This window comes from Actinokineospora sp., from assembly GCF_052390155.1.
Lineage (GTDB): Bacteria > Actinomycetota > Actinomycetes > Mycobacteriales > Pseudonocardiaceae > Actinokineospora.
Genome location: NZ_JBQTHF010000100.1, coordinates 1 through 22,618, shown reverse-complemented (window position 1 = coordinate 22,618; position 22,618 = coordinate 1). Strand labels below are relative to the sequence as shown.

The 22,618-nt window shown below is 70.2% G+C and carries 23 protein-coding genes; 8 read left to right on the top strand and 15 right to left on the bottom strand.

Going from position 1 to position 22,618, the window contains the following annotated elements:
* Positions 1-194: 194 nt before the first annotated feature.
* From ACT4N7_RS26775 to ACT4N7_RS26765, 3 genes are all read right to left on the bottom strand, one after another.
* On the bottom strand, positions 195-554 hold the full coding sequence (locus ACT4N7_RS26775) for a VOC family protein (RefSeq protein ID WP_444831631.1): 360 nt from the start codon (positions 552-554) through the stop codon (positions 195-197).
* A gap of 47 nt (positions 555-601) precedes the next feature.
* Positions 602-1,672, bottom strand: a complete 1,071-nt coding sequence (locus ACT4N7_RS26770) for a WD40/YVTN/BNR-like repeat-containing protein (protein ID WP_444831630.1) — start codon at positions 1,670-1,672, stop codon at positions 602-604.
* Positions 1,673-1,767: 95 nt separating this feature from the next.
* Positions 1,768-2,625: a phosphotransferase family protein gene (locus ACT4N7_RS26765; RefSeq protein WP_444831629.1), complete on the bottom strand. Its 858-nt coding sequence runs from the start codon at positions 2,623-2,625 to the stop codon at positions 1,768-1,770.
* A gap of 36 nt (positions 2,626-2,661) precedes the next feature.
* On the opposite strand from ACT4N7_RS26765, the gene ACT4N7_RS26760 reads away from it, so the two are divergent.
* Together ACT4N7_RS26760 and ACT4N7_RS26755 are read left to right on the top strand one after the other, a co-directional pair.
* Positions 2,662-3,426, top strand: a complete 765-nt coding sequence (locus tag ACT4N7_RS26760) for an SGNH/GDSL hydrolase family protein (RefSeq protein WP_444831628.1) — start codon at positions 2,662-2,664, stop codon at positions 3,424-3,426.
* A gap of 44 nt (positions 3,427-3,470) precedes the next feature.
* Positions 3,471-4,136: a hypothetical protein gene (locus ACT4N7_RS26755; protein ID WP_444831627.1), complete on the top strand. Its 666-nt coding sequence runs from the start codon at positions 3,471-3,473 to the stop codon at positions 4,134-4,136.
* A 344-nt stretch (positions 4,137-4,480) separates the two neighbouring features.
* Here ACT4N7_RS26755 and ACT4N7_RS26750 read toward each other — a convergent pair whose 3' ends face one another.
* Together ACT4N7_RS26750 and ACT4N7_RS26745 are read right to left on the bottom strand one after the other, a co-directional pair.
* Positions 4,481-4,897: a GNAT family N-acetyltransferase gene (locus ACT4N7_RS26750; RefSeq protein WP_444831626.1), complete on the bottom strand. Its 417-nt coding sequence runs from the start codon at positions 4,895-4,897 to the stop codon at positions 4,481-4,483.
* Complete coding sequence (locus tag ACT4N7_RS26745; protein ID WP_444831625.1) at positions 4,894-5,688, bottom strand: DUF6597 domain-containing transcriptional factor; 795 nt, start codon at positions 5,686-5,688, stop codon at positions 4,894-4,896. Before ACT4N7_RS26745 ends, ACT4N7_RS26750 begins: the two co-directional genes overlap by 4 nt.
* Before the next feature lie 125 nt (positions 5,689-5,813).
* Between ACT4N7_RS26745 and ACT4N7_RS26740 the strand changes: the two genes are divergently transcribed.
* Both ACT4N7_RS26740 and ACT4N7_RS26735 read left to right on the top strand, forming a co-directional pair.
* Positions 5,814-6,377 (top strand): TIGR03086 family metal-binding protein, encoded by a 564-nt coding sequence (locus ACT4N7_RS26740; protein WP_444831624.1) that lies wholly within the window; start codon positions 5,814-5,816, stop codon positions 6,375-6,377.
* Between the two features lie 9 nt (positions 6,378-6,386).
* Positions 6,387-7,439, top strand: a complete 1,053-nt coding sequence (locus ACT4N7_RS26735) for an NAD(P)/FAD-dependent oxidoreductase (protein WP_444831623.1) — start codon at positions 6,387-6,389, stop codon at positions 7,437-7,439.
* Here the strand turns inward: ACT4N7_RS26735 and ACT4N7_RS26730 are convergent.
* Positions 7,436-8,557 (bottom strand): PucR family transcriptional regulator, encoded by a 1,122-nt coding sequence (locus ACT4N7_RS26730; protein ID WP_444831622.1) that lies wholly within the window; start codon positions 8,555-8,557, stop codon positions 7,436-7,438. The two genes, ACT4N7_RS26735 and ACT4N7_RS26730, sit on opposite strands and share 4 nt — an antisense overlap.
* Before the next feature lie 128 nt (positions 8,558-8,685).
* On the opposite strand from ACT4N7_RS26730, the gene ACT4N7_RS26725 reads away from it, so the two are divergent.
* Positions 8,686-10,059 carry an FAD-binding oxidoreductase gene (locus tag ACT4N7_RS26725; protein ID WP_444831621.1) on the top strand — a complete coding sequence of 458 codons (1,374 nt, stop codon included), beginning with the start codon at positions 8,686-8,688 and terminating at the stop codon, positions 10,057-10,059.
* 32 nt (positions 10,060-10,091) lie between these two features.
* Positions 10,092-11,645, top strand: coding sequence for an acetolactate synthase large subunit (locus ACT4N7_RS26720; RefSeq protein ID WP_444831620.1), 1,554 nt, complete (start codon positions 10,092-10,094; stop codon positions 11,643-11,645).
* On the opposite strand, the gene ACT4N7_RS26715 is transcribed toward ACT4N7_RS26720, so the two are convergent.
* From ACT4N7_RS26715 to ACT4N7_RS26695, 5 genes are all read right to left on the bottom strand, one after another.
* Entirely contained in the window at positions 11,614-12,273 is a 660-nt protein-coding gene (locus ACT4N7_RS26715; protein ID WP_444831619.1) for an HAD family hydrolase, read from the bottom strand. The two genes, ACT4N7_RS26720 and ACT4N7_RS26715, sit on opposite strands and share 32 nt — an antisense overlap.
* 69 nt (positions 12,274-12,342) lie before the next feature.
* A complete protein-coding gene (locus tag ACT4N7_RS26710; RefSeq protein ID WP_444831618.1) occupies positions 12,343-12,579 on the bottom strand; it encodes a hypothetical protein in 237 nt (78 codons plus the stop codon).
* 244 nt (positions 12,580-12,823) lie between these two features.
* Positions 12,824-13,060, bottom strand: a complete 237-nt coding sequence (locus ACT4N7_RS26705) for a hypothetical protein (RefSeq protein WP_444831617.1) — start codon at positions 13,058-13,060, stop codon at positions 12,824-12,826.
* 17 nt (positions 13,061-13,077) lie between these two features.
* The gene (locus ACT4N7_RS26700) at positions 13,078-14,205 is read right to left on the bottom strand and encodes a fatty acid desaturase family protein (protein WP_444831616.1); all 1,128 of its coding nucleotides are present in this window, start codon (positions 14,203-14,205) and stop codon (positions 13,078-13,080) included.
* A gap of 20 nt (positions 14,206-14,225) precedes the next feature.
* Entirely contained in the window at positions 14,226-15,290 is a 1,065-nt protein-coding gene (locus ACT4N7_RS26695; RefSeq protein ID WP_444831615.1) for a ferredoxin reductase, read from the bottom strand.
* Between the two features lie 111 nt (positions 15,291-15,401).
* On the opposite strand from ACT4N7_RS26695, the gene ACT4N7_RS26690 reads away from it, so the two are divergent.
* Positions 15,402-16,037, top strand: coding sequence for a TetR family transcriptional regulator (locus tag ACT4N7_RS26690; RefSeq protein WP_444831633.1), 636 nt, complete (start codon positions 15,402-15,404; stop codon positions 16,035-16,037).
* 132 nt (positions 16,038-16,169) lie between these two features.
* Here ACT4N7_RS26690 and ACT4N7_RS26685 read toward each other — a convergent pair whose 3' ends face one another.
* The 4 genes from ACT4N7_RS26685 to ACT4N7_RS26670 form a co-directional block, all read right to left on the bottom strand.
* A complete protein-coding gene (locus ACT4N7_RS26685) occupies positions 16,170-16,331 on the bottom strand; it encodes a DUF397 domain-containing protein (RefSeq protein ID WP_444831632.1) in 162 nt (53 codons plus the stop codon).
* Positions 16,332-16,378: 47 nt separating this feature from the next.
* Positions 16,379-16,546: a DUF397 domain-containing protein gene (locus tag ACT4N7_RS26680; protein WP_444831614.1), complete on the bottom strand. Its 168-nt coding sequence runs from the start codon at positions 16,544-16,546 to the stop codon at positions 16,379-16,381.
* The gene (locus tag ACT4N7_RS26675) at positions 16,509-17,393 is read right to left on the bottom strand and encodes a helix-turn-helix domain-containing protein (protein WP_444831613.1); all 885 of its coding nucleotides are present in this window, start codon (positions 17,391-17,393) and stop codon (positions 16,509-16,511) included. The genes ACT4N7_RS26680 and ACT4N7_RS26675 overlap by 38 nt, the downstream gene beginning before the upstream one ends.
* Before the next feature lie 111 nt (positions 17,394-17,504).
* Complete coding sequence (locus ACT4N7_RS26670; RefSeq protein ID WP_444831612.1) at positions 17,505-19,181, bottom strand: DUF2079 domain-containing protein; 1,677 nt, start codon at positions 19,179-19,181, stop codon at positions 17,505-17,507.
* A gap of 301 nt (positions 19,182-19,482) precedes the next feature.
* Between ACT4N7_RS26670 and ACT4N7_RS26665 the strand changes: the two genes are divergently transcribed.
* Positions 19,483-22,618 (top strand): PA14 domain-containing protein (locus ACT4N7_RS26665; protein ID WP_444831611.1); only part of this gene is annotated, 3,136 nt, incomplete at its 3' end.

Sequence of the window (22,618 nt, the reverse complement as noted above, 5' to 3'; positions counted from 1 at the left end):
GCCCACCCAACGCCCCGCCCACCCAAAGCCCCGCCCACCCACAGCCCCGCCCACCCAAAGCCCCGCCCACCCAAAGCCACGCCCACCCAAGGGGGCCTGCCCTGCTCCAGTCTATCGGTGGTGCGGCAGTTGTGGGGTGGTGGCGCGAAAGCTGTGGATGAATGGGTGCCATGTGGACGGAATGCCCTGGGAAGCTACGGTCCGCGCAGGATGCAGAATTCGTTGCCCTCCGGGTCGGCGAGCACCGCCCACCCGCGGCCGTCGGGCTCGCGGAGGTCGGAGACCATCACCGCGCCCGCGCCCAGCAGCCGCGCGACTTCTTCGTCGCGCGGGATGTCTGGGCGTAGGCACAGGTGTACGCGATTTTTGACCGTCTTGGCTTCGGGAACCTGGTTAAAGAACAGGGTTGGACCGGCGGGCAGCTCGATGATCACCTCGTCGTCGCCGGGGCGGTCGTCGGGGTGTACGGGGTGGCCGACCACCTGGCTCCACCACTGGGCGAGGACGTAGCTGTCGGCGCAGTCGAAGGCGATGTTGTGGATCCTGGACGTCATCGGCCAACCGTGTTCGGCCGCCGACCGCGTGTCAACCGGGATCCGCCCTACCGCTGATGGGTAAGGCGAAGCGTGGCGACGCGTCCCTTCTCGCCCGCGGCCCAGCAGGCACCGTCGCGGGCACACGAGACGGTGTCGAAGCTGCCCGCGTCGAACTGGTGCCAGTTTCGGCCGCTGTCCAGGGTGACGTCACTGCCGGTCGGGCCGACGGCGACCGCGGCGGTCGGGATGAACGAGTGCCACGCGACACCCGAGCGGTAGCCCTGCGGCGCGGTCGTCGGCTTCTGCCAGGTGCGCCCGGCGTCGCGGCTCGTGCCGAGTGCATCGACGCCGTTGGTCGGCGCCGCGAAGTCGCCGCCCACGGCGATGCCGCGCCGGGTGTCGCGCCACGCGGTCGCGAACACGCCGCCGCTCGGGGTGCTCGCCAGCACGGTGTCCGCGGCCGACCAGGTCCGGCCCCGGTCCGACGAGTGCAGCACGCGGGCCTTGGCGCCGCCGCCGGTCGCGATCCACGCGTCCCGCCCGCCCGCCACGCTCAGGCACTGCCCGCTCGCGGCGAACGCGAACTCGCCCGCCAGCGCGGCGGGCATCCCGTCGGTGGGCAGGACGGTCCACGACCGGCCGCCGTCGTCGGTGGACAGCACGCGGAATTTGCCGTCGACGGGGTCGCTCAGCGCGAGGCCGTGCCTGCGGTCGAAGAACGCGAGGCAGTCGTAGAACGCGGTCGGCTCCGCGTTGCGGAACGTCTCTGCCCACGTCGTGCCGCCGTCGTCGGTGCGGAAGATGCGCGACTGGTCGCCGGGGCCGATGGACATCGCCACGGCGGTGTCCGCGTCGAACGCCTCGATGTCGCGCAGCTCCAACGTGGCGGTGTCCGGCGGCGAGGACCGCTGCCAACTCCGGCCACCGTCGACGGTGCGCAACACGGTGCCGCGGCTGCCGCTGGCCCACGCCACCCGGTGGCTGACCGCGGACAGGCCGCGCAGCCGCGCGTCGGCGCCGGTGGGGGAGAGCTGCCAGGTGAGCGCGAGGCCGCGGTCCGGGGTCGCCGACGCCGGTGCCTGCAGCAGACCGACAGCCACCGCGGCGAGCGCGGCGATGATCAAGGGTCGCTTCATGTCAGCGGAACCTAGTCGACCCCGGCACCCCTGACCAGGGTTGTCACGGTCCGTGGGCGGGCAGGACCGCCTCGACCTCGAACCCGCCGCCCGCGCTACCCGGGGAACAGCCACGTCATCGAGGCCACGCTCTTGGCGAGGTAGGTGGTCCGGCCGGTCTCGATGCCGTAGGCCATGTCCTCGAAGACACTGCACCGGGCGTAGAACACGGCGCACTCGCGCAGTGCGGCCACGTCGCCGGTTCGGTAGCCGCGCAGGGCGGCGTCGAGGACGGCGGGGCCGAGGTCGCGGTGGAGCAGGCCGAAGTCGTGGGCCGGGTCGACGAACGCGGCGTCGCTCCAGTCGATGATGCCGGTGACCGTGCCCGTGGCCGGGTCGACGAGGACGTGTTCGATGCCGAGATCGTTGTGGGAGAACACAAGTGGGCGGTCGTCGGTCGGGGGCGCCGTGTTCAGGAAGGTGGCGATGGGCGCGCGATGGGCGGCGGGTACGGCCTCGGCGACGGCCGGATAGGACTCGGCGGCCTCGCGGAGCCACTCGGCGGGAGCGAAGCGGTCCGGCTCGACGAGGCCCGTCAACCGATCGGCGGGAACGGCGTGCAGCGCCGCGAGCAGACCGCCGAGCGCGGCTGCCATCGTGTGGCCGAATTCCGACCGTTGCGGCTCCGGCACGTCCAGCAGCGGGACACCCGGGATCTTGCGGTATGCCAGGCACCCCGACTCGGCGGCGACGAACGCGGGCTCGGGCACCGGCAGCGGCGAGATCCCCGCGAGGGCGGCGAGCAGGTCGGCCTCGGCTCGCACGCGCGGCTCCCGGCCGACTCGCACGATCAGTTCGCCGTTGACCTCGTAGGCGACGTTGTCCAAGCCCGCACCCAGCCGCGTGATCGAGTCGATTCGGTAGCCCGGCAGGTGTGCGCGCACCAGGTCGCGGACGTCGGTGGGGTTCGCCATGACCGGACCCTACGACTCGGTAGGCTGCCGCCCGAGATGAACGAGTACACCAGTTTCGTGGCCTTGGGCGATTCCTTCACCGAGGGCATGAGCGACGACCTGCCCGACGGCACCTGCCGCGGCTGGGCCGATCTCGTCGCGGCACGGCTGGCCGAGCGCACGCCGGGTTTCCGGTACGCGAACCTGGCCGTGCGGGGCAAGTTGGTCCGCCAGATCGTGGCCGACCAGGTCGACGTCGCCGCCGGGATGGCGCCGGATCTGGTGAGCCTCGCCTGCGGCCTGAACGACGTGTTGCGCCCCAGTTGCGACCTCGACGCGATCACCGATCTGGTCACCCGGGCCGCCGACGTGCTGGCCGCGACCACCGGGCGGCTGCTGCTGTTCCGGGTGATCGACCCGACTGGCCGGATGCGCGGCAGCGCGCGTCTGATGCCCAGGATCACCCGCCTGCTCGCGGTGGTCGACGAGTTGGCCGAGCGGCACGACGCGGTCGTGGTCGACCTGTTCGCCGCCAAGGCGTTCAACTCCAGCGCCCTGTGGTCCGACGACCGCATCCACCTCAACGCCGAAGGCCACCGCAGGGTCGCCGAGGCGACTTTGCGCGCGCTGGGCTGCACCCCGGAGTTCGACTGGACGGCGCCGGTTCCGCCCGCGCCCGCGGCGCCGTGGACCGCGCGGGCTCGTGCGGACCTGCGGTGGGCGCGGGTCCACTTGGGACCGTGGATCGGGCGTAGGTTGACCGGCCGGTCTTCGGGTGACGGTCGGGCCCCGAAGCGACCCGATCTCGTGCCGTTCGGCTAGGCCGGGTTTGTCCTTCCCCCGGGGCAATCTCGTACGGTCGGCGGGTGACCGAGTGGCTGACGATCGGCGTAATGGCGCGTCGCGGTGGGTTGACCGCGAAGGCATTGCGCGCGGTGGACCTGCCGCTCGATGACGTGCGGACCTGCCTCGCGGACCCCGAGGCGATGGCGGGCGTGCTCGCCGCGCACCGCCGCAGACTGGCCGCGCGACTCACCCGCGTGCAGGGTGACCTGCACCATCTCGACCACCTCAGAACCGGCGGAGCCGACATGCCTGACGAACCCGATGAGCGCGGCCTCGCCGCCACCCTGTTCAACGAGGTGTGGCGCCTGCTCGAACAGGAGAACCGCACACCCGCCGACGACGACCGCATGGTCCACATGGCCCACGCGTCCCGGTATCACTGGGACAACGTCGGCACCCCAGTGAACCTGGTCCGGGGTGAGTGGCAGTGCTCGCGGGTCTACGCCACCCTCGGCCGGGCCGAGCCCGCCCTCTGGCACGCCCGCCGCGCCCACGAGCTGTGCGAACAGCACGCCATCGGCGACTTCGACCTCGCGTTCTGCTACGAGGCCCTGGCCCGTGCGCACGCGGTAGCCTGCGACCTCGACGCCGCTCGTGCTTGGGCGGAGCGGGCCCTGGCGGTGCCGGTGGCCGATGTGGAGGACCGGGAGCTGGTACTCCACGACCTGGCCTCGATTCCGCGCTAGGTCGGGCACGGGTGGACCGGCGTGCGGTGCCCATCGAGACGTTGCCCGCGGATCCAGTCCGCGCAAGGCGGCACGAGAGTCCAGGGTGTTCCCGATGGTGCCACCGAGACGTGCCTGCCGGTCCAGTCCGCGCTAGGCACCGCGAGCATCCCGGGAGTCTGTCCCAACGTGCCACGGAGATACAGGCGTCCGGTCCGGGTCAGGCGGCGCCAACACCCAGAGACGTGTCCCGACGGTGCCAACCGAGACATGGCTGCAGAAGCCGTGCCTGAGCGTGCTCGTCCACTTCGACGACGGTCAGCTCGACCGATCGCCGGTGAATCCCGAATCCGGGCCGTCCCCGGTTAGGGCTGCTTTCCCTGTCGCTCCAAGTAGGTGTTGTCGGGGGCGCTGAAACCGAAGCGCCGATACAGGTCGTGGGCGTCGCGGGTGTGCAGGAGCCAGCGGAAGTTCGCGCCAGGGCCCTCCTCGATCATGGTGCGCACCAACGCCTTGCCGAGTCCGCGCCCGCGTGCCGAGTCGAGCACGTACACGTCGGCCAGGTACGCCAAGGCCACGCCGTCCGACACCGCCCGGGCGAAACCGACCTGTGCGCCGGTCGCCCGTTCGTACGCCCCGACTAGCCGCCAGGCCGACGCGAGCTGAGCTTCCAACTGCCCTCGGGTGCGCCACGTCCCCCAGTACGCATCGGTGGACAGGTACGCCCATACCGCGTCCACGTCGATTCGAGCCGGGTCGACGTCGAGTTCGTAGTCGCTCATGGCGGCAACCTATCGGCGTACCGGGCGGGGGAGACGCCGATGGTCGCGGTGAACTCGCGGGTGAAATGGGCCTGGTCGCTGTAGCCCAGTTCAGCCGCCAGCGCGGCCCAGTCGGGCCCGTCGCCCCCCTCGGCGCGGGTGGCGGCCTCGTGCATGCGGAACCGCCGGATCACCCACTTCGGCCCCACCCCCACGTACTCGCTGAACAGCCGTTGCAGCGAGCGCACCGTGAGCCCCGCCGACCGGGCCACCGCGTCGACCCTGGTCAGCCCGACATCCGCGGCGATGCCGGACACCAGCTCCCGCACCTGCGCGACCACCGGGTCCGGGCGCGGCCGAAACGGCCCCAGGAACACCTCCGCCGCGGCCACCATCCCCGCCTCGTCCGGCGCCGACACGACGGGCTCCTCGGTACCGGCCACCCCGAAGAACTCCGTCGCCGACACCGTCCGATCGGTCAGCGACGACACCCGCTCGCCCAGCCACGGCCGGAACCCGCCGGGGTGGAACCGCACGCCGAGCACCTGCCCCCGGCCTGTCAGCGTCCGCGTGAACCGGCCACGCAGGACGCCGTAGAGCCTGGTCCCCTCCGCCTGGAACACCAGGTGCACGTTCGGGTGCGGCACCACCTGCTGGGTGAACGGCGGCTCACCGCGCAGGTCCCACGACACCATCCAGTGGTATTCGACGAACGGCGCCAGCTCAGCCGACGGCGCCACCTTGCGCAGGACGAACTTGGTGCGCGCCACCCGCGCACCGAGCACCCCGCGATCCGGCGATGTCGTCTGCATGGAAGAGACGGTAACCCCGGGCACCGACATCGTCATCCGGTTGTCCACAGGGGCCGTTGTCGCGTTTGTTCAAGACACCCAGACCGGCCGCGCCTAGCGTCGGCCGTATGGAAATGCAGCCACTCATGCGCAAAGCTGCCGCAGCCGCGGCCGATGTCGCCCGCAACGTCAAGCCCGACCAGTTCGACCTGCCGACCGCATGCGCCGACTGGGACGTCCGCGCGCTCGCCAACCACGTGACGCACTGGGCCGCTGTCGTCTCCGAGCGCACCGCGCACAAACTGCCGGTGCCGACCGACGGCTCCGAGGTCGAGGGCACCGACTACACCGCCGGCGACTGGCCCGCGTTCTTCACCGCGCGGCTCGACCGCGCGGTCGAGGCGTGGGGCCTGCCCGGCGCCTGGGACGGCGAGACCACCATGGCGGGCGACATGACCCCCGCGGGCACGATCGGGCTCATGCTGTTGGGCGAGTTGGTCGTGCACGGCTGGGATCTCGCCATCGCCACCGGCCAGGACTTCCCGGTCGACGACGACGTGGCCGAGGCCGCGCTGCGCGGTACGGAGCAGTGGGCCGAGCAGGCCCGCGAGTACGGGGTGTTCGGCGCCGAGATCGCCGCGCCCGCCGACGCCACCCCGCTGCACAAGGTGCTCGCGATGAGCGGACGCGACTCGTCCTGGCGTCCGTAGTCTGCCGGTATGGCATGGGATGTGGTGGTGATCGGCGGCGGCATCGCCGGGGTCTCGGTGGCGTGTGAACTGGCGGCGAGCCGGTCGGTGCTGCTGGTCGAGGCCGAGCCGATGCTCGCCGCGCACACCACCGGGCGGTCGGCGGCGATCTTCGCGCCCACCTACGGCGGCCCAGCCGTCCGCGCGCTCACCGCCGCCAGCCTTGCCCGCTTCGACGCCGCGCTGCTCTCGCCGCGCCCCTTGCTCTGGGTCGGCACCGTGGGCGAAGCAATCGCCGCGGGCGCGCGGGAGATCACCGTTGCCCAAGCGTGCGAACTGTGCCCGACGCTGCGCCCCGAGGCGGTGCGCGCCGCCGCGCTGGACGAGGGCACCAGGGATGTCGACGCGATGGGGCTACACCAGGGCTACGTGCGTGGCCTCAAGGCCGCGGGCGGCGAGGTCCGCAAGTGCGCCCGCGTGACCGGCCTGACCCGCGACGGCACCGGTTGGCGCGTTTCCCTTGGTACGGAAGAGATCCAGACCGGTCTGGTGGTGGACGCGGCGGGCGCGTGGGCCGATCGCGTCGCCGCGCTCGCCGGTGTGCCGACGATCGGGCTCCGGCCGCTGCGCCGCACCGTCGCCATCGCCGTGGGCGGTCCGGTCGACCCCTCGTGGCCGCTCGTGGTGGACGGCGGCGACCGGTTCTACTTCCGCCCGGAAGGCCCGGGCGTGCTGGTCTCCCCGGTCGACGAGACCCCGAGCGAGCCCATGGACGCCAAGCCGGACGAGCTGGACGTGGCGCTCGCGATGCAGCGGGTGAACGAGGTGACCACGCTGGCACTGCGCTCGGTCCGCACCGCGTGGGCGGGCCTGCGGTCCTTTGTGGACGACCGGGCGCCGGTCGTTGGCGAGGTGCCCGGTCACCCCGGATTCGCTTACTTCGCAGGGCAAGGCGGGTACGGCATCCAACTGGCGCCCGCGCTGGCAGCCGCGGGCGCGGCGATCATCCTCGGCGACCCGGTGCCCGCGGACATCGCGATCACCGCCGACGAAATCGCGCCCGCCCGCCTCTTCGCCGGCTAGCGGGTCGTCCACGTGCGCAATGCCCACCACCACGTCGTTGTGTGGGCGATGGCGCGGCCCGGCTCCGGGGCGGACGGCTGGCCGGTCAGGTCGCGCAGTCTGCGCAGCCGGTACTTCACCGTGTTCGGGTGCACATGCAGCGCCGCCGCCGTGGCCTCGATGCGGCCGCCGTGGTCGAGGTGCGCCAGCGCGGTCTCGGCCAGCTCCCGGTGGAACGCGTCGGTCGGGTCGAGGGCGGACAAGGCGGTGTCGGCGAGCAGGGCGCCCAGCTCGGCCTGAGTGTCCACAGTGGTCTCCACGGCCAGCGACGCGAGCGGGCGAACCCCCACCAACCCCTGTCGTACACCCGTATCCCTTGCAGCACAACACAACGCGTACACCCGCGGCAGCCGGTCGCGCGGCACCGCCGGGCCGACGACGAGCAGCGACCCGCTGTCCGGGGGCGACTGCGTGCTCACGCCCACCAGGAATCCGTTCACCAGGCCGAACACGCCCGGCACCGCCGCCACCAGGTCCGCCTCCAGCCGGTGCGCCGCCCGCGCGTGATGCTCGGCGCTGACCACGCAGTGCAGGGCCCCCGCCGGGTCGAGGTGCAGTGCCCGCAGCGCGGCCGGGTCGACGGTCTCGCCCTCGGTCAGCAGGCCCCGCAACAACAATGCCCGCTGGTCGCGCGCGGTGCGGGCCATCTCCAGCTCGGTCGTGCGGTGCGCGTGGGTCACCTGGCGCTCCAGCGCGGTGATCACCTCGTCGAGTTCGATGAACGCGTCGACCAGGGTGTCGCCGTCGATGCCGCGGTCGCGCAGCACGCCGATCAAGCGTCGCATCACGGTCGTGCGGGCCGCCTGGAAGCCGTCGAGCAGCGCGGCGATGGACACGCTCTGGCTGGCCCGGTCGGCGCCGAGGTCGGCCGCCACCCGGAACTCCGCGTCCGTGGGCTGTCTGCCCTCGGCGAACGCCGTGGTGGCCGCGAGCATCACCGCGCGGGTGTGCCGCACGGTCTCCTCCCGGGGCAGCGCGGCCACCTGCGGCGAGTTGCCGCGCGCGGCGTCCACCGCCGCGTCGAGCAGGTCGGGCTGCCCGGCCAGGGCGCTCGCGAGCCTGCGCACCGAGTCCTCCATGCCGGACAGTGTGACCGACGGTCCGTTGTCCGACCGGGACAACCGATCCCGGGCGTTTTGGCGGGCAGGCCACTATCGTTGGCCGGACCGGACCGCTGTGATGGCCGGACGCGGTGAAAGGAAGTCCAATGTCGGACATCGGGTCGAGGCTCGCCGAGATCGTCGGCGCCACCCACGTGCTCACGGGCGCGGACGCGTCCGAGGACTACAGCCACGACGAGACGCTGACCGCCGAGCCGGTGCGGCCCGCGTTCGTGGTCCGCCCGTCGACCGCCGCCGAGGTGGCCGAGGTGCTGCGCGTCGCCACCGACACCGGCACGCCGGTCACCGCGCGGGGCTCGGGCAGCGGGCTGTCGGGCGCCGCGGTCCCGCGCGCGGACGGCATCCTGGTGTCGTTCGAGCGGATGAACAAGATCCTGGAGATCGACACCGAGAACCACGTCGCGGTCGTGCAGCCCGGCGTCACCTTGCAGGAACTGGAAGAACGCACCGCTGAGGCCGGGCTGGTCTACCCGGTCTACCCGGGCGAGCTGAGCGCCAGCCTCGGCGGCAACGTCGCCACCAACGCGGGCGGCATGCGCGCGGTCAAGTACGGCGTCACGCGCCACCACGTGCTCGGCCTGGAAGCCGTGCTGCCCACCGGCGAGGTGCTCCGCACGGGCGGCAAGTTCGTCAAGGCCAGCACCGGGTACGACCTCACCCAGCTCATCGTCGGCTCCGAGGGCACCCTCGCGCTGGTCACCGAGGCGATCCTGAAACTCCAGCCGCGCGTCAAGCACCAGGCCACCCTGCTGGCGCCGTTCACCGACCTCGGCGGGGTCGCGCGCGCGGTGCCGAAGGTCGTCGGCAGCGGGCTCGGACCGCTGATCCTGGAATACATCGACGGCTTGACCATGGGCGCGATCACCTACACCGCCGACCTGCAGCTCGGCATCCCCGACGAGGTTCGCGAGACCTCGCAGGCGTATCTGGTGGTGATGCTGGAGAACCGTGACACCGCACGCCTCGACGCCGACGTGCAGGCCGCCGCCGAACTGCTGACCGAACTGGGCGCGGTCGACGTCTACGTGCTGCCCGGCGGGTCCGCGCGCAAGCTCATCGAGGCGCGCGAGCGGGCGTTCTACACCGCCAAGGGCGCGGGCGCCGACGACGTGATCGACACCGTGCTGCCCCGCGCGGCGCTGCCGGAGTTCATGGCCAAGGTCACCGAGATCGCGCAGGCCAACGAGACGTTCGTGGTCGGCTGCGGGCACGCGGGCGACGGCAACGTGCACCTCGCGGTGTTTCAAAAGGACAGTGAGAAGCGGGCGAAGGTGCTGCACGCGCTGTTCGAGGCGGGCATGTCCCTCGGCGGCGCGATCTCCGGCGAGCACGGCATCGGGCACGCGAAGAAGCAGTACTTCCTGGAGCTTGAGGACCCGGCGAAGATCGCCCTGATGCGGCGGGTCAAGCAGGCGTTCGACCCGGCGGGTGTGCTCAACCCCGGTGTCCTCTTCGACTGAAGAATTTCCCTACCCGGCAAGAGAAGGATGGCATGAACGGCGCACAGTCACTCATCCGCACGCTGGTCGACTCGGGCGTCGAGGTGTGCTTCGCCAACCCCGGCACCTCGGAGATGCACTTCGTCGCCGCGCTCGACGCGGTGCCCGAGATGCGGGGCGTCCTGGCGCTGTTCGAAGGTGTGGTGACCGGCGCCGCCGACGGCTACGCCCGGATGGCCGACCGGCCCGCCGCGACCCTGCTGCACCTGGGCCCGGGCATGGCCAACGGCATGGCGAACCTGCACAACGCCCGCCGCGCGCACACCCCGATGATCAACGTCATCGGCGACCACGCGTTGTACCACAAGGGTTTCGACGCGCTGCTGGAGTCCGACATCGACGCCCTCAACGGCTGGACGCACGGCTGGAACCGCACGTCGACCGACACCGCCGCGGTCGGCGGCGACGCGGCCGAGGCCGTGGCCGCGGCGATGACCGCGCCCGGCCGGATCGCGAATCTCGTCCTGCCCGCCGACGTGTCCTGGGGCGACGGCGGAGTCGCCGCCGCGCCGGTCGCCCCGCCCGCGGCGTCCACAGTGGACGCCGAGCGGGTAGCCGACATCGCCGCCGTGGTCGGCTCCGGTGAGTCCACTGTGGTCTTGTTGGGCGCGGGCGTCACCCGGGAACGCGGATTGCTCGCGGCGAGCCGGATCGCGGCCGCCACCGGGGTCAAGGTGTTCGTGGAGACCTTCCCGGCGCGCCTGGAGCGCGGCGTGGGCCTGCCGAACATCGACCGGTTGGGCTACCTGGCCGAGCAGGTGCAGTGGCAGCTCACCGATGTCAAACACCTGGTGCTGGTCGGCGCGAAGGCCCCGGTCTCCTTCTTCGCCTACCCCGGCAAAGTCAGCGACCTGACCCCCGAGGGCTGCCGGGTGCACACCCTCGCCGCGCTCGGCGAGGACACCGCGGACGCCCTCGACCAGCTCGCCGCCGTCGTGGCCGCCGACACGGAACCCGTGCTGCAGCAGCCTTCCCGCCCCGAACTGCCCGTGGGCGAGCTGACTCCGCAGAACTGGGCGCTGGTGCTCGGCGCGCTGCTTCCCGAGGGCGCCATCATCTCCGACGAGGCCAACACGTCGGGCCTGATGATCCCGATGACCACCGCGGGCACCCCCCGCCACGACCTGCTCACGCTGACCGGCGGGGCGATCGGGCAGGGCCTGCCGGTCGGCGTCGGCGCGGCTGTGGCCTGCCCCGACCGGCCGGTGATCTGCCTGCAATCCGACGGCAGCGCGATGTACACGATCTCCGCATTGTGGACCATGGCAAGGGAAAACCTGAACGTCACCACGATCGTGCTGAACAACCGCGCCTACGCCATCCTGCGCATGGAGCTGATGCGGGTCGGCGCCGAGGGTGCGGGCCCGGTGGCGAACTCGCTGCTCGACCTCGCCAAGCCGGACCTGGACTTCGTCAAGATCGCCGAGGGGATGGGCGTGCCCGCCACCCGGGCCACCACGGCCGAGGAACTGGCCGAGCAGTTCAGCCGCGCGCTGGCCGAGCCGGGCCCGCACCTCATCGAGGCGATGGTGCCGTCGCTGATCTGATCAGTCCGGGCAGGGCCCGCATGTCGTGGAACACCACGGTGTCCGGGCCCGCCAGCCAGGCCGCGGGGGTGACCCCGCCCGCGTAGCCGAACGAGCGCATGCCCGCCGCGCGCGCCGCCCGCACACCGTACTGGCTGTCCTCGACCACTACGCACTGTCCAGGTGCGACACCCAGGCCGCGCGCGGCGTGTAGGAACAGGTCCGGCGCCGGCTTGCCGTGTGGCACTTCGACCGCGCTGAACACGTGTGCGCCGAAGTGGTGCGCCAATCCGGTCTGCGCCAGGCTGTCCCGAATCCGCGCCGGGTTGCCGCTCGACGCGACGCACTTGGGCAGATCGATCGCGTCGAGCGCGTCGGCGATGCCGTCGACGGCGAGCAGCCCTTGCATGGCCTCGTGGTAGAGCTGGTAAAAGCGGACTTTCGACCGCTCCGCCGTGCCCGGCCCGAGTTCGGCGTCCACCAGTTCGCTGATCGACTTGGTGGACTTGCCGACGAACCGGTCGATCACCTCGGTCTCGGTGACCGCCCATCCCAACTCGGTCAGCGCGATGACCTGCGCGCGCACCGCGTGCGGCTCGCTGTCCACCAGGATGCCGTCGCAGTCGAAGATCACCAGCTCGATGTCCACGGCCCCAGCCTAGGATACGCCGCGGGGCGGACGGCGCGATCGACTCGCGCTGCCCGCCCCGGCTCGCGTCTACCCGTGATCGCCGTCCGGGCAGTCGTCGTCGTGGTCGTGATGGTGATGCAGGAACCCGCCGAGGTGCAGATCGAGGTCCAGGTCGAGGTCGAGGAACAGGAACAGTCCGCCGCAGCAGCCGTCGCCGCGGGTCGTGGTTTCGCTGGTGTCCGCGGCGGCGGTGGTGGCGCCGAGGCCGAGGAGGAGGGCGAGGGTGCCGATCAGCATGCCGAGTCGTCTTGCCGCAGTGCGCATGGTCACTCCTAGCTGGACAGTACGGTCCAGATGAGCGTCGCAGAGCGCGGATACGACGACGAGTCCTCGGAAGGGTTGCCACGTTCGGCCCAACGGATTCGGCTTGTCCGAAGTGGACATCCCGGTTGCGGCACGTCGACGGCCGCGGTGCCCGTCCGGGTGAATCCGATTTTCACTACCGGAAGCCCGTTCCGTCCACTTTCGGTCGACCCTCGTCAGTGCAGGTCGGTGACAACCGCCCGCGTCACGGCTTCTCGTCGACGACCGTGTCGCGGTCCGCACTGTGGTCGGCACTGTGGTCCGCCGCCGCCCGCGCGGCCGCTTCCCGCAGCTCGATGACGTCGGTCGCCCACTCGCCGACCTCGCGGGCCACGTCGCGCACCGCGCCGGTCAGGATGAGCGCGATCCGGCCCGCGTGCGTGGCGGCGGACTCCGTCACCTCCTGGATGGTGTCCTTCGCGACCTCGAAACCACTGACCATCGCCGGTCCCCGTCCTGTCACGCCGCGCGGACCGCGCGGCCCGGTCCGACGGTACCGGCAGGCGGGGTGGCGGGCTTGGGCCGCAGCCAGTCCGGCAGCGCCAGCTTGACGATCTTGGCGGCCACCGAGGCGAGTTGGCTCGCGAATCCGCCGGTGTTGTAGGGCAGGCCGTACTTCGCGCAGATCGCCCGAACCTCGGGCGCGATCTGCGGGTAGCGCCGCGCCGGGATGTCCGGGAACAGGTGGTGCTCGATCTGGTGCGACAGGTTGCCGGACAGGATGTGGAACAGCGGGCCGCCGGTGATGTTGGCCGAGCCGAGCATCTGCCGGTAGTACCACTGGCCGCGCGACTCGTTCGCGGTTTCCGCCTCGGTGAAGGTCGCCACGCCGTTCGGGAAGTGTCCACAGAAGATGATCGAGAACGCCCACACGTTGCGCACCAGGTTGGCCGTGGCGTTGCCCGCCAGCGTGGTCACGAACATCGGCCCGGTCAGCGCGGGGAACAGCACGTAGTCCTTGACAGCTTGCTGGAAACCCTTGCGCACCATGCGGTTGCGCACCTCCGCGGTGTCCGACCAGGTCTTCTCGCCGGAGAGCAGCTTGTCGGCCTCCAGGTCGTGCAGCATGACGGCCCACTGGAAGAACAGCATCACCGCGACCGCGTACGCCGGATTGCCGAGGTAGTACGGGTTCCACTTCTGCGCCTCGTCCATGCGCAGCACGCCGTAGCCGATGTCGCGGTCCTTGCCGAGGATGTTGGTGTAGGTGTGGTGGATGTAGTTGTGCGAGTGCTGCCAGTTCGCCGCGGGCGCCACGAGATCCCAGTCGAACATCTTCGAGTTCAGGGCCGGGTCACGCATCCAGTCGTACTGCCCGTGCAGCACGTTGTGCCCGATCTCCATGTTGTCGAGGATCTTCGACACCGACAGCGCGGTCACCCCGGCCAGCCACGCGGGCGGGAAGAACCCGGCGAACAGCAGGCCGCGACCCGCCACCTCCAGCAGGCGCTGGACCCGGACCACTTCGTTGATATAGGCCCGATCCTCCTCGCCGAGGTCGTCGACGACGCGCTGGCGCACGGCGTCGAGGTCGCGGCCCAGCGCCTCGAACTGCGCCGGGGTCAGGCGGGCGGTCTGCTCGGTCATGGCGTTGGCTCCCAAGGGATTCAGAGGTCGATGGCGACGTCGCCGACCGGGACGGAGACACAGAGCTGGATCTCGACGTCCGGGTCGGTCGACTTCTCGCCGGTGCGGAGGTCGCGCACGCACCCGGTGGTCTTCACCCGGGTGCAGGTGAAGCAAATGCCCATGCGGCAACCGAATGCGGGGTCGAGCCCCGCGGATTCGGCCTGCTCCAACAGGGTCTGCCCGGAGTTCGGTGCGCTTCGGTCGCTGCGGGCGAAGGTCACGGCGCCCGTCACCTCGGCCGCGTCGACGGTGACGGGGGCGGGCGCGAAGTCCTCGGTGTGCAGCCGGTCGGTGCGGCCGAGCGCGGCGTAGACCTCGCGGACGCCCGCCATCAGCCCGGGCGGGCCGCAGAGGTAGGTGTCGGCGTCGGCGAACCACGGCGCGGCGGTGCGCAGGTGGTCCTCGTCGAAGAACCCGGTCAGGTCGCCGCCCTCGGCGTCGGTGTAGGCCAGCACGAGCCGGACGTTGTCGGACACCAGGGCGCGTAGGGAGGCCAGACAGGGCACATCGGTCTCGCGGTAGGCGTAGTGCAGGAAGGTGACCTGGCCCGAGTGGCCCTCGTCGGCGAGGGTGCGCAGCATGGACAGCACCGGGGTGATTCCGCTGCCGCCGCTGATCAGCAGCAGCTTGTCCGGGCGCGGGGTGGGCAGGGTGAATCCGCCCTCGGCCTGCGACAGGCCGAGCACCAGTCCCGTGCGGGCGTTTCGGTGCAGCCACTGGGAAACCAGGCCGCTCTCGTGCGCCTTGACGGTCAACTCGAACCGGCCGTCGGCGCGGTGCTGCGAGGTGGCGGGGGAGTAGCACCGGGTGCGGCGCACACCGTCGATGTCGACGGAAATCCTGACGTACTGCCCGGCCGTGAACCCGCGCCACCGCCGGGTCGGGCGGATCGTGAGGGTCACTGTGTCCGGGGTGCTCCGGTGCACCGAGGTCACCTCGCCGCGCAGTTCGCGCAGGGTGAGCATCGGGTGCACGAGTTCCAGGTAGCGGTCCACGCCGTGCGGCGTGGCCAGGGCTTCGAGCAGGCGCAGCCCAGCAGTCACGCTGCCTCCTTAGTCAGTGAACGTTCGTACACTGAAAAGTGCACCCCGGCGGAGCCCTGATGTCAACGGGTTTCGGCGGTGATAGTGCACACGCGTACTCTGAACGTCGTGGTGACCGAATCGGCCGGAACCCGGCAGGAACGCAAACAGCGCACCCGCCAGGCGCTGCTCGACGCCGCGCTGCGCCTGCTCGCCGAGGGCAGCCTGGCCGGCCTGAGCCTGCGCGAGGTCACCCGCGAGGTCGGCATCGTCCCCACGGGGTTCTACCGCCACTTCGCGTCAATGGACGAACTCGGCGTCGCCCTGGTCGAGGAAAGCATGCGCTCCCTGCGCGCCATGCTCCGCGACGCCCGCCGCAAGCCGACGGACGACGCGATCAAGGGCTCGGTCGCCATCCTGGTCGGCCAGGCCCGCAGGCACGAGGCGCACTTCCGGTTCGTCGTCCGCGAACGCCACGGCGGCTTCTCGGACGTCCGCCGCGCCATCGCCGCCGAACTGCGCCTCCTCGGCAGCGAGCTGGCCACCGACCTGGGGCGTTTCCCCGGCATGCGCACCTGGAACTCCGACGACCTCCGCATGGCCGCCGACCTGATGGTCGGCGCGATGCTGTCGACGGTCACCGCCATGCTCGACGTGGCCGCGCACCACCCGGAGGACTTGGCCGACGTCGTGTCGGTGGCGGAGCGCCAGTTGCGGCTCATCGCCCTGGGCATGGCCCACTGGCGCAGCCCACCCGCCGCGTTCTAACCTTCGACTCCCCTTGAGGAACGGGACTCGCCTCCCGCGTTCGGAAACGGGTGGATGGCATGAATGGCGCTGAGCGCGTTTACCGGGTGGTGGTGACCCGGGAGGACGGGCGAACGCGGGGTGGTCGTCGCGTCAGCGCTTGTCGGACTTGAGGGATCTAATCAGCGCGAGCAGGCCAGGGGCGGGCAGCTCCGGCCCGGGGTTCTTGGTGTCCCGCACCGCATCCAGCGTGTTCGCAACCTCCACACAGGACGCTTCGTTGTCACTGCGGCTACTCTTCCGCCACTGGGTCATCCGTGACCTCCGGTCCACGATCACACACATGATCATCTCAGTCGAGTCTAGCGTTTCCCGGACTTCAGAGAGCGAACCAGTGCGAGCAGGCCAGGGGCGGGCAGCTCCGGCCCGGGGTTCTTGCTGTCCCGCACCGCATCCAGCGTGTTCAGCACTTCCACACACGCGGTCTCGTCGCTACTCAGGCTGCTCTTGCGCCAGCGGCTGTTGTTCATACTCGACCTCCCCGATCGCATCGGTGATCATCGCGGCAGAGTCTCTCCCGCTCAGCGCCACTCGGTCAAGCCAGGCGACAACCACCCGGTAGTCCTCGATCTGCTCCCGGTCGTAAAGGAACACCGACGATCGGTGGTGCTCAAGATGCAGGATCGAGGGCAGGCGGGGGAAGTTGTAGAGCAGGAACGGTCCGGTCAGCCCCGGGTGCCAGCCCGTCGCGATCGGTACGATCCGCACCTGCACGTTGGATAGCCGGGAGACCGTCATGAGGTAGTCCAACTGATCGATCATGGTTGTTCGGCCGCCGATCACCTGCCTGATGCCCGGTTCCCCGATGAATGCGGTCAGTCGGGCGGGAGCGGGCCGCCGTTCCCGCAGCACTCGCTGTCGTTCGATCCGAGCTCCCACGACACGGTCTATCTCGTCTGCGCTCCGTTCCGGGAACGAGCTTACGATTGCCCGGACATAGGCTGGCATCTGGAGCAGACCTGTGATCAACCACGGCGTCCACTCGATGATCTCGGTCGCGGTCTGTTCGCAATCGATCAGGCCGCCGAGTTGATTCGACATGCCCGCGCCGACCGCCAGCCAGTTCGGGTCGGCGGCGTTGTGCGCCATGTCCAGGATTTCCTTGCGTTTCTTCCCGGTCACCCGGATCACCGCGAGCAGCGCTGACACGTGGTCCGGGCTCGGCACCCGCCTTCCGTTCTGCCACTGCGAAATCGTCGTGTGCGACAGCCCGAGCACCCTGGCCACCTCGCGCACCCGGTACCCGGATTCCTCCAGTTCCCGCCGCAGAGCGGCGGCCAACGCTCGCGTGCGCGGCGTTCCCCAGATATCTGCCATGGCGTGACGCTACTGATCCACCCCGGTCCCGCGCATCGCACGATCAGGGGTACGGATCGCCTTGCGGTGCCAGGTCGTGACCAGGTGGGACGGTTCGTGACCGCATGGCGATCAAGGTCCGGTCAGGCTCGTCGGCACGCGGTACAACACGTTGTCCGACACCACCACGACAATCGGATCGATCGACCCCGGCCGCGCCACCGCACGCCAGCCTGCCTGACCGCCGAGCGGCCCGGGAACGCCCGGATGGTCCAGCCCCCTGATTCCGCCGCCGACCACAACACCCGTCGCGTCGAGCACGAGAACGCAGTCGGCTGGTCGACCGTTCACTCCGGCCCACCCGGACAGCACCGCGTCGCCGGTAACCGGTGTGTCCACGACACCGCCGCCGTCCGGGAGTGCACGGATGGCCGACGGATCGGTCCGATCGCCGAGTTCACGGCCGCCGCAGCCCAACGTGAACCCGTCGCCGAACGGGTACATGCCCATCGCCTTGGCCGCGGGCAGGATCCCGGGCTGGACCCGCAGCTCGGCGAGTGCGCGCGGCGCCTCCACCCGCAGGGCCACCGCCGCGACACCGAGCGGTGCGTAGGCCCGGCGGACGTCGGCGGCCTTCGGAGCGCCGAGCGCGTGGGTCACGAGTCCGAGCGCCAGCACGCCCGCCACCAACAGCCGCGCCCGCACCGGCCGGTGCAGGTAGACCAGGGTCAGTGCCGCGCACGTGGCGAGCGCGGCGACGATCGAATACCGGCTCACCAGCCCGATGTTGCCGTTGACCGCCGCCGTCGTGGTCCGGCCGAGCCCGATCAGCACCGCGATGGCCACCGAGTAGCACGCGAGGCCGACCCACCCGGATTCGGTGGGCACGGCCACCGAATCCGCGCGACGCCGCTGAATGGCGCTCCAGGTCAACAGTGCGAGCATAATCGCGAGCACGCCGCCCGCGATGACCGCCAGGTCCGCGTTCTTCGACGTCCACAGGCTGCCCAGCGACGCCGCGACAACCGCGAGTCGGCCGCTCGGGTCGAACGCCGAGGTGGCCAGCGACGCGGGCTCCACCGGTCGAGTCGCCAGCCAGGCACCGATCACGACGACCCCGATGGCCACCGGCGCCACAACCATCCAGGGCCGTTCCCGGCGCAACCAGGCCACCAGGGCGATCGCGAACCACACCGGCAGCGCGGCCCCGAAGGACAGCGTGCCCACCACCGCGGCCGAGTACGACGCCCACGCACGCCCGCGGTGGGCGAGCGCGATCGCCAGCACCGCGAAGAACACGGCGGGCACCCAACTGATGCCGTTGGTCGCCTGGACCCACAGTTCCACCGCGTGCGGGGTGAACAGCAGGAACGCGAACCCGGCGGTCAGCGCGGCCCGCGGGAGAGCACCGAGGCCGCGGGGCAGCATCGACCACAGCAGCGCGACGATCCCGACCAGCAGGACCAGCGTGAGCGCTGTGAGCGCGCGATTGTCACCACCCAGCAACCGTGCGTCGAGCCAGAACAGGACTCCAGGCAGGACGAACGGCTGCTCCAGGTGATAGGTCGCCACCATGTCCGGCAGGAGGGAACCGGTATCGGTGGTGATCTTGGCGAGCACATGCCAGTAGTCCAGGAGCAGGTGCAGCCGAGTCGTCCGCAGACCCTGCACAGCCGCCAAACCGACCGGCACCGCCGCGACCGCGAGGAGGAGGAACACCCCAAGTCGATCGACAGCGAACCGACCACCAGATGCCGGCTCGGTCTCGGCTTGGCGGCGTTCAGTGGGCTCGTCGCGCACCGCGGTCATCTGTCGTCCCCTGCTCCTCGGGTATCGGCTCGGGGATCGTACGTCCCTGGTCCGGCGTGCAGCAGGCCACGTGCGCAACACCTGAATGAGCCCGATCGAGCTATTGCCGTCCGCAGGAGTTGCAGGAAGAGTCACTCCCGGTCAGTCGCGCGGGGGCGCCTGGCGAGCAACTGGCTGCTTCTGATCTGGGGGAACAATGATCTCGCGCCGTGTTGGCGCGCGCTTAGGCGCGCGTTCGAATCGCCTCACCCGAATCGTCGTCGCGGCGATGTGCCTGACGCTGGTGGTGTCGTCCACCGAAGTGATCACCGCAGACGCGGTCGCGGCACAACCCGCCGCCCGGTCCAGCGCGATCGATCCGCGCGACCTGCCCCTGTTGCCCGCTCAGCCTGCAGTTGCCGACCCCGTCGCGCCTATCGATCCGAGGGTTGACTTCACGCCGCTGACGAAGCTCGCGGGCACCACGGGGTCTCGGTTCGACCCGGCCCGGTCGCGCCTGGTGTCGCGCTCGATGTTCGGCGACGAGTACCAGAACCCGGACGGCACACGAACGGTCCGGCAGTCCACCCAGCCGCTGAACGCCAAGGATGGCAACGGTGTCTGGCAACCCGTGGACACCTCGTTGGAGGTCGACCCCCGGACCAAGCGGGCCAGGGCCAAGCGGCATCCCCTCAACCCTTCGCTGGGCGCGGACGCCGACGATCCGGCGCTGGTGTCGGTCGAGTTCGAGGGCAAGAAGGTGTCCCTCGGTGTCGAGAACGCGGCAAAGGGCAGACAAGCGAAGGTCCAGGGCACGACCGCCGACTACACCGACGTCGCGCCGGACACGGACCTGCAGTACGAGGTCACCGCCGGGTCGGTCAAAGAGACCATCCGGCTCAAGAAGCCACCCGCGCCTGGGAAGTCGTCCTGGCGATTCACCCTGAACACCACGGACTTGACGCCGAGTGTCACCCGGGATGGCGCGGTCGTACTGGCCGATGCCGCCGGGACAGCCAAAATCGTGATGCCGCCCATCGAGACCTGGGACTCATCGGGCACTGACACGAAGGCGCCTGCACAGACCGGCGGCACCTACGGCCTGGAGAAGGTCAAGGACGGGTGGATCCTCACGGTCTCCGTAGACGAGAAGTGGCTGCGTGACCCGAATCGGGTTTACCCGGTCAGCATCGACCCGACGTTCTCCTTCGGTGTCGTTTCCTCCGAGGCATACAAATCGGACGGGTACTGGTGTGCCAACTGCGGACTCAGGATTGGCAATCCGCTGGAAGCCACGACGAAGTACTGGCGGTCGGCGCTGAAGTTCGACTATTCCTCGCTGTGGGGAAAGACCATCGTCGGCGCGAAGATCGACGTCGCCAACATCCGGTCCGCGCAGAGCCCCGACAAGACGTGGCCCGCGCACCTTTACCACGCCTCCGCGCTGCACTTCAACGGCATCGGCGGCCACATGTCGAGCACACTGCTGGGGCAGGTCGGCTCGTTCACGGGGGAAGGCATCACCGGGTTCATCCGGTATCTCGTGGCGAACCAGGACCCGTACGCGTACTTCATGGTCGTCGGCGACGAGCAGCCGAACGTCTGGACGTACAAGAACCTGACGGCGACCATGACCGTCGACACGGGCACCGCGCCGCCCGTCGCCACGCTGGTCGGACCGGCCGACAACGCGGTCAGCACCACCCTCTCGCCCACGCTCTCGGTCAACCCGATGACCGATCCCGACGGCGATCCGGTGACCTACTGCTTCAAGGTGGCGACCGGGTCCGACGCCAGGACCGGTGTAGTGGTCGACTCCGGTTGCCTGTCCAGTCCCGATTGGACGATCCCGGCGGGCGTGCTGCAGGACGGCACGGCTTACACCTGGCAGGTGAACACCTACAGCGGCACCACCACGACGCCGAGCCCGGTGTGGCACCTGAAGGTCGACCAGCGCGTCGGCGACCGCGGTCCCGCTCCGGTCGACACCCTGGGACCGGTGTCGGTGAACCTGGCCAACGGCAACGTCATGACGTCCTCGTCGTCACCGACCTTCACCACGGTCGGCGGTACCGCCGGGGTCACCATGACCTACAACTCACAGCAGCAGGAGCACAAGGGGCTGCGCGCGTCGTACTTCGTGGACCTGTCCCAGAACGGGTCGATCAACCCGGCCCAGCAGCCGGTGCTGGTGCGCACCGAGCCACAGGTCAATGTCGACTGGGGCCTGGAGTCACCGTTCGCGCCCGCGCTGGCCGCGGACTGGTTCGTCGCGCGGTGGGAGGGGTACTTCCAGGCTCCGGTCGCGGGCACATACCAGTTCGCCGGTATGCACGACGACGGGCTCAAGATCTGGGTGAACAACAACTCCGTGTACGACGTGCCGTGTTGCAGCGATGTCAACTGGGGGGTGGCGGGCAACGTCACGCTCGCTGCGGGGCAGCGGGTGCCGATCAAGGTGGAATTGGCCGAGCGGACCGGATTCGCCAAGTTGCGGCTGTTCGTGCAGACGACTAACGGGACGACGGTACCGCCACAGATCGTGCCCGCGGACTGGCTCCACTCCTCAGACTTGCCCGCCCTGCCGAAGGGGTGGACGCTTTCGGCCGACCTGGACGGAAGTGGGTCGACCTACACCGAGGCGAAGATCGCCGATCAGACCATCGTGCTGACCGACGCGAGCGGGGCCAAGCACACCTGGACGAAGAAGAGTGCGGGCGGCTACTCGCCGCCGGATGGCGAAGACGGTGTCCTCGCGCTCGACACGGCAGGCCGGGTCACTCTCGCCGAGGGAGCCGATGTCTATGTGTTCCGGGCCGACGGAAAGCTGGAGACCCAGGCCAACGCACTGGACTCACGCAGACCCGCCGCTCTGCAGAACACCTACGACGGCGCTCCGTCGAGGCTCAGGGAGATCAGGGACCCGGTTTCGCAGCGCGCGCATCGCCTGCACTACAACCGAACCGAGGACGACTGCTACGGCGGAGCCTCGCCGCCATGGGGTGCCGACGCGCTGCCGCCCGCGCAGATGTTGTGCCGGGTCGTCTACTGGGACGGTTCGCAGACCCGGCTGTGGTACTACCAGGGCAGGCTGTTCAGAATCGAGGATCCGGGTTCGGAGGTTACCGACTACAGCTACGCGTCGACCGGGCCACTCGACGGGATGCGGGACAGTGCGACGGCCGACTGGGTCGCGGTCGACCCGGTCAACCGGAACACCAGTGACTACCTGACTGTCGTGCACTACGTCGACCACACCGCGTCGAAGCCGATGGTTCGACAGATTCTGCCACCGGTGCCGATGCCAGGAAAGCCTCGGTCGAAGCACTTCTATCGTTACGATCCGGCGAGTCGTCAGTCCTTTGTGGATGTCGATGGGTTGACCCCGGCGATCGGTTTCGCGTCGAGGGTCACCTATGACGATGCTGATCGTTTGTTGTCCACGGCGGATGCGACGG